7 protein-coding genes and 1 pseudogene are annotated in these 6,611 nt (G+C 49.7%); 2 read left to right on the top strand and 6 right to left on the bottom strand.

Annotated elements, in window-relative coordinates; translation table 11 throughout:
* Nucleotides 1-404 precede the first annotated feature (404 nt).
* The gene (locus HMPREF2907_RS00145; protein WP_070679063.1) at nucleotides 405-962 is read left to right on the top strand and encodes a hypothetical protein; all 558 of its coding nucleotides are present in this window, start codon (nucleotides 405-407) and stop codon (nucleotides 960-962) included.
* A gap of 321 nt (nucleotides 963-1,283) precedes the next feature.
* On the opposite strand, the gene secF is transcribed toward HMPREF2907_RS00145, so the two are convergent.
* The 3 genes from secF to yajC all read right to left on the bottom strand — a co-directional run bounded on the left by secF (nucleotide 1,284) and on the right by yajC (nucleotide 4,418).
* Nucleotides 1,284-2,219 carry a protein translocase subunit SecF gene (gene secF / locus HMPREF2907_RS00140; protein ID WP_003760872.1) on the bottom strand — a complete coding sequence of 312 codons (936 nt, stop codon included), beginning with the start codon at nucleotides 2,217-2,219 and terminating at the stop codon, nucleotides 1,284-1,286.
* A gap of 3 nt (nucleotides 2,220-2,222) precedes the next feature.
* Nucleotides 2,223-4,076: a protein translocase subunit SecD gene (gene secD / locus HMPREF2907_RS00135; protein WP_070679062.1), complete on the bottom strand. Its 1,854-nt coding sequence runs from the start codon at nucleotides 4,074-4,076 to the stop codon at nucleotides 2,223-2,225.
* A 75-nt stretch (nucleotides 4,077-4,151) separates the two neighbouring features.
* The gene (gene yajC, locus HMPREF2907_RS00130; protein WP_070679061.1) at nucleotides 4,152-4,418 is read right to left on the bottom strand and encodes a preprotein translocase subunit YajC; all 267 of its coding nucleotides are present in this window, start codon (nucleotides 4,416-4,418) and stop codon (nucleotides 4,152-4,154) included.
* A gap of 231 nt (nucleotides 4,419-4,649) precedes the next feature.
* Here yajC and HMPREF2907_RS00125 point away from each other — a divergent pair, with 231 nt between their 5' ends.
* Nucleotides 4,650-5,741, top strand: a complete 1,092-nt coding sequence (locus HMPREF2907_RS00125) for a histone deacetylase family protein (protein WP_070679060.1) — start codon at nucleotides 4,650-4,652, stop codon at nucleotides 5,739-5,741.
* Nucleotides 5,742-5,810: 69 nt separating this feature from the next.
* On the opposite strand, the gene HMPREF2907_RS13375 is transcribed toward HMPREF2907_RS00125, so the two are convergent.
* The 3 genes and pseudogenes from HMPREF2907_RS13375 to HMPREF2907_RS11365 form a co-directional block, all read right to left on the bottom strand.
* On the bottom strand, nucleotides 5,811-5,903 hold the full coding sequence (locus tag HMPREF2907_RS13375) for a hypothetical protein (protein ID WP_318258958.1): 93 nt from the start codon (nucleotides 5,901-5,903) through the stop codon (nucleotides 5,811-5,813).
* A 44-nt stretch (nucleotides 5,904-5,947) separates the two neighbouring features.
* Nucleotides 5,948-6,208 (bottom strand): transferrin-binding protein-like solute binding protein, encoded by a 261-nt coding sequence (locus HMPREF2907_RS13370; RefSeq protein WP_267894393.1) that lies wholly within the window; start codon nucleotides 6,206-6,208, stop codon nucleotides 5,948-5,950.
* Nucleotides 6,209-6,244: 36 nt separating this feature from the next.
* Nucleotides 6,245-6,611: pseudogene (locus HMPREF2907_RS11365) on the bottom strand (transposase); the annotation flags it as partial.

The following is a 6,611-nucleotide window of genomic DNA, read 5'->3' as shown; positions in this document are numbered from 1 at the left end:
AATCGGGGAAAAGGAAATATCGGGGTGGTTTAACAATGATGCAAAAGAATTCATGCCTGCCCTCGTGTGTATAGAAGTTTAATTGATGAATGAAAAGTCATTATTCCCCTTATTTGGGTAAAGCGCAAACCTATGACATAACACAACATCGATTTTCAGACCTTGCAGTTTTGTAATGGTTTGATTGCCGAAAAACACCGTGGACGTAATGTATCCGGCAGTCAGCAGGGCGGACAAATGGAGCCGAAACGCTTGAACTTGGATGATCTTTTCATAAGTAAATTTACTTATTCTTTTGATGCTTTTATTAAAGATTTGTCCAAATTGAAGACAAAATATACCATCTCTGATATTGTGTTAATGTTTCGCCAACCTTTTATCAAAAATTTATATGGAGTAAACCGATGAATAAAAATACCAAGTTAATGATTTCTGCCGTTATCGCCGCTGCCGCGCTGTCCGCATGTTCCAGCTCTTCCAAAGGAAAACCTGCCGCGCAACCTGCCCCAGCTCCGCAACAAGCAGCGCAACAAAACCAACCTTTCACTCCTCAAACTATTAAAGTGGACGCTATCGACAGCACCAAAGAGGTACACTACCGCTGCGGTCAAAACGGTCAAGACCCATTGAGCGTTATGTACGGTTTCAAAGGTAACGAACCTGTTGTAGCACAAGTGAAATACAAAAACGAACTGACACCCAACCTGTTCCGCGTCGTCGGCTCCAGCGATGATGTCAACGCCTTCTGGGGCGAAAATGTCGCATGGGTGGCCGGTCGTGCCAATTTGGGCAATATCGACAAAGTAGACGGCAATATGCTGACCGTACGCGGTAAAACAACCGTTAACGGCAAAGAAGAAGTCGTTGATCAAATCGTTGCCAAATACTGCTCCGTCGCCAACGCCCCTGCCAAAGCAGGCAAACCGGCTCCTAAAAAACCTGCCGCAAAAGCAAAACGTTAATTTCTAACTCTAACCGTAAAAGTAATCTGAGGTCGTCTGAAAATTTTCAGACGACTTTTTGCATTTTGTGCTGTACATTACCAAGATCGGCATAGAAGTGTCCGTTTTATACAGTCGATTACTTTCAAAGAATCCTTCCCTTTAAGCCAATCTTTCCCTTGCTCTATCTGGAACAAGAAAAGCGTGTTCCTTTCCATACAGTCAAAACAATTCCGCCATATTTGTATCCTAACTATCAAATAAACTGCCCAAAACAAAAAGGTCGTCTGAAAACCTGTTGTCAAGTTTTCAGACGACCCCTTCAAATCGCAATCATAACCATCAGACCACGACTTCTTCTTTTTTCTTCACTTCCTTCGCGATATTTTCGCGGCTCAGGCCGAACATCAGCAAGAGCGGGCTGGCTACCAATACCGAAGAGTAAATACCGAACACGATACCGATGGTCAATGCCATTGAGAAACCGTGCAACGCTGCGCCGCCGAACACCAGCATGGAAACGACCATTGCCTCGGTCGAGCCGTGGGTGATGATGGTACGGCTCATGGTGGCGGTAATCGCATTGTCGATGACTTGCGGAACGGTGTGTCCGCGCATGCTCGGTTTGCGGAAGTTTTCACGGATACGGTCGAAGACGACGACGGATTCGTTTACGGAATAACCCAATACGGCAAGGATACCCGCCAACACGGTCAGTGAAAATTCCCATTGGAAGAAAGCGAAGCAGCCCAAAATAATCACGATGTCGTGCATATTCGCGATGATGGCAGATACGGCGAAACGCCATTCAAAGCGCATCGACAGGTAAACGATGATACCTGCTACGACGAAGCCTAATGCCATCAGACCGTTGGTCACCAGCTCTTCACCGACCTGCGGGCCGATAAATTCGACTTGGCGCAGGGTAACGTCAGGCTGCTCTTTTTTCAGCAATTCCATAACCTGATTGGAAAGCTGGGCGGAAGTTACGCCTTCTTTGTTGGGCAGGCGGATCATGATGTGTTTATTCGTACCCAACGCCTGAACTTGGACATCACCCATTTTCAGGGTATCGAGTTTTTCACGGGTTTTGTTGACGTCCACGCCCTGCTGATATTGCACTTCCATCACGGTACCGCCGGTAAATTCGACGGAGAAGTTCAAACCTTTGGTAATGAGGAAGAATACGGCGGCAATGAAGGTTACCAACGAAATAAAGGTCGTCAGTTTGCCGTAGCTCATAAACGGGATGTCGCGTTTGATTTTAAAGAGTTCCATGTCTTACTCCTTGCCAGCCGCTGTTTCGGCTTTAGGTTTCCATACCGCGCCGATGGAAATGTTCTGCAATTTGCGGCGGCGTCCGTACCAAAGATTCACTAAGGCGCGGAAGACGACGACAGATGAGTACATCGAAGTCAGGATACCCAGACAGTGTACGACGGCAAAACCGCGGACCGGGCCGGAACCGAATACCAAGAGGGCGATACCGGCAATCAGCGAGGTCAGGTTGGAGTCGACGATGGTTGCCCATGCGTGTTGGAAACCGAGGTTGATTGCCTGTTGCGGCGGCACGCCTTCGCGCAACTCTTCGCGGATACGTTCGTTAATCAATACGTTGGAGTCAATCGCCATACCCAGCGTCAACGCCAATGCGGCAATACCGGGCAGCGTCAGCGTTGCCTGCATGGCAGACAAAATACCGACTAAGAACAAGATGTTGGTACTCAGGGCGATGGTCGAGAAGAAACCCATCAGGCGGTAGTAAACCACCATGAACAAAGCAACGGCGGTAAAGCCCCATAAGGTCGAATGGAAACCTTTTTCAATGTTTTCTTTACCCAAAGACGGACCGATGGTGCGCTCTTCTACGATTTGCATCGGTGCGGCGAGCGAACCGGCACGCAGCAACAGTGAAGTATCATTGGCTTCCGCCTGCGTCATACTGCCGGAAATTTCCACGCGTCCGCCGGTAATAGCGGAACGGATAACCGGTGCGGTAACCACTTCGGATTTGCCTTGGTCAATCAACACCATCGCCATGCGTTTGCCGACGTTGGCGGCGGTCAATTCGCCGAAAATACTGCCGCCTGCGCTATCCAAGCTCAGACTGACGGCAGGCGCGCCCATTTGGTCGAAACTTGGTTGCGCGTCATTGATATTGTCACCGGTCAATTCAACCTGTTTGTTAATCAGCAAGGTTTCAGGATGATCTCCACCACTGGACAACAGCTCGAAACCGCTCGGAACATTGCCTTCCAAAGCTTCGCGCACTTTGACAGGGTCGTCTTCCACCATGCGCACTTCCAAAGTTGCGGTACGGCCGATAATGTCTTTTGCTTTGGCAGTATCTTGTACACCCGGCAGCTGTACGACGATACGGTCGAGACCGGATTGCTGGATGACAGGCTCAGCCACGCCCAACTCATTGACGCGATTATGCAAAGTAGTGATGTTTTGTTTCACCGCATCGGAGCGTACTTTGTTAATCGCTTCTTCGGATAATGTCAGCGTGATGTTATTGCCGTCGGCGTTCAAATTTGCCTCAGGGAAAAGCTGACGCAGCTTAGGCATGGCTTTTTGTACGTCAGCAGCGTCCTGCATCGGGACAATCAGACCGTTTTCAATCTGACGGACGGTACCGGTACGGATTTTTTCACGGCGCATTTCGCGGCGGATGTCGCCCGAATAACGTTCAAACGTTTTCTGCATCGCGGCTTTCATGTCCACTTGCATGGTGAAATGCACGCCGCCGCGCAAGTCCAAGCCCAAGAACATCGGGTTGGCGCCGATTTTGGCCATCCATTCGGGACTGTCCGCCAACAGGTTGAGCGCGGTGATATAGCCATCGCCCAAAGTGTTTTCGATGACATCGCGGGCTTTAAGCTGCGTTTCGGTATCTTTGAAACGCACTTTCAGCGAGTTGTTCGCGACAAACATCCCGTCGGTCTGAATACCAGCCTGTTTCAGCGCGGCATCAACTTTAGACTGGGTCTGTTCGTTAATAATGATGGATTGTCGGTTGGTTGATACCTGTACTGCGGGCGTTTCACCGAAAAGGTTGGGCAGCGAATACACTACGGCAACCAAAATCGAGCACGCAATCAGCAGGTATTTCCATAAAGGATAACGGTTCATGGTAAACCTTCGATTTATTATGAAGACAAACAGCCGCGCTCAGCTTTCCGAGGCGGCTCTTAGCAAAAATACGGATTACTCGGCTTTGGCGGCAATCGCGTTACGTTCCACTTCGACTTCGATTTTTGCACCTTGACCGATGTCCACAGTGAAAAAGTGTTCGCCGACTTTGGTAACGCGGCCTTTGAAACCTGCTGCCAAAACAACCTTATCGCCGACTTTCAAAGCGGCAAGCATGGCTTGGTGTGCTTTGAATTTCTTTTGTTGGGGACGCATGATCAGGAAGTAGAACACCACCATAATCAGCACTAAAGGGGCAAATTGGGCCACAGTTTGATTCATAATTTGTCCGTTTTCTAAGAGATTAAAATTAAGTAAAACACCGCTTGCGGCAGAAAAAAGCATTGGTACGACCGCAAAATTAAGCTATTCTAAAGGTCGTCTGAAAAATTTCCAAGCCTTTCCCTATTTATTAACCATATTTATCATGTCAGGTCGTCTGAAAATGAAGTTTCAACGACATTTAAAACCTGATTCCTTCCTACCAACGACAAGCCCCGCGCCCTTTTCCTCATGAAAAAACTCATTCGACGACTGCGTACGCTCCTACGCCGCCTCTTGGGTAAAAATGCGCGTACGGTCTGGATTTCTCATCCCGTTTTCGCGAAACACCAACCCGGCACAGGTCATCCCGACTCGCCCGAACGCACTGCCGTTATCGAGGCGGAGCTCAAACGTCAGGATATTTGGCGGCATCTTCAAACTGCCGAAGCCGAAGAAATCAGCGATGCCCGCCTCGCCTTGGTTCATCCACGCAAATACCTGCGCTCGCTCGAAGCCTGCCAGCCCCAACCGGACAAAATCTACCGCATCGACGGCGATACCGTCATGAGCCATGGTTCGCTCAAAGCCGCCCGTTACGCCGCAGGGGCTGTCGTTCAGGCGGTAGATATGGTGATGAATAAGAAAGCATGGCACGCCTTTTGCGCCGTCCGTCCACCCGGACACCACGCGCACAGCGATAAGGCAGGCGGTTTCTGCCTATTAAACAACGTCGCCGCAGGCGTCATGCACGCCATCGCCGAATATCGACTCCAACGCATCGCTATCATCGACTTCGACGTCCATTACGGCGACGGCACAGCGGAAATCTTCAAAGACGACCCGCGCGTCCTGTTTATGAACCTTTTTGAAACCGACCTCTTCCCATTTCCCGAAACCAACCATTCCGCCAACGGCGCCAATATGTTGCACCTGCCTTTCGCGTCCAACACCGGCAGCCGCGTCTTCCGCACGACCGTACGCGAGCAATGGCTGCACAAACTGACCGCATTCAAACCCGAACTGGTCTTACTGTCCGCAGGTTTCGACGGACACAAACAAGACGAAACAGGTCGTCTGAACCTGCACGAAGCCGATTTCGCCTGGTTGACACACAAAATCATCCAAGCCGCTCCAAGTTGTCCCGGCAGAATCGTTTCGGTACTGGAAGGCGGCTACACGCTCGAACCTTTGGCAAAATCCGCTGCAGCGCATATTGGTGTTCTAGCGGGATTACCCAAGGCGGATTTTGTCTTAGCCTATGAAAAACATTTGAAAAACCGCCAGGAAGAAAAAAAATCTTTAGACCGTAAACAGCCGCCTGCATCCACAAGGGTCGTCTGAAAACCCTTCCTGCCCAAACTGAAAACAAACCGCCCTTTCAGGCGGTTTGTTTTCAGTTTGAACAGACGGTTACTGTTTTTTACCGCCGAATACGCCAAAGGCATTGTCACTCAAAGAACCTTTATTGCCTGGCGTCTTATTGTAACTGTAACGCCCCGCCATTTCGGCAGCCTTATCACCATAGAATCCACCTGAGATATAAGAATTCACTTGCCGTTGAAGCTACTGCCTGAAATACCTGCGGTAAAAGCTTGTTCATCCATATATCGGTTATCACCACTATTGATTTTACCTGCGATGGTTTCAGCATCGAAATCGACATCATCGACATCGGCGGTAAACGAACCGGCAGTACGGTAGCTGTTACCTGCATCCATCCAGTTTGCTTTTTCATCCAAGTTGCGTGCACGGAAATTCAACACTTCGCCGGCATACTTGGCTGTCCCTGATGGTAGAGAGACACTCATTACCCCTTGAACATTACCCCTTGAACAAACAAGGCGAATGCCATCCGGCAACCGATATTCTTCCAGATGTTGCCGGTTTTCCTTGCTGTCGTAGCCTTTGTCGGCATAGACGGTCGTACCTTCGGCAATGCCTTCCAGCAAAGGCGACAGGTGGTTGCACTCATGGGTATTGGCAGGAGTGATGTGCAGTTTCTCGATATAGCCTTCCTCATCGGTACGGGTATGTTGTTTGTAACCGAGTTTGTAGAGGCCGTTTTTCTTTGTCCGGCGGGCATCGCTGTCTTTGCTCGGTGTGGTTTGTCCATTGACTTGTCCTTATTCATCGACTTCTATGGCCTGACGTTGTTTGCTGCCGGCGGTCTGAATAATGGTAGCGTCAATGACGGCGGCGGATGCCTTCTCT

Origin of the sequence: Neisseria sp. HMSC055H02 (genome assembly GCF_001813335.1) — a bacterium.
GTDB lineage: Bacteria > Pseudomonadota > Gammaproteobacteria > Burkholderiales > Neisseriaceae > Neisseria > Neisseria sicca_C.
This window is presented reverse-complemented; position numbering and strand designations above follow the sequence as displayed.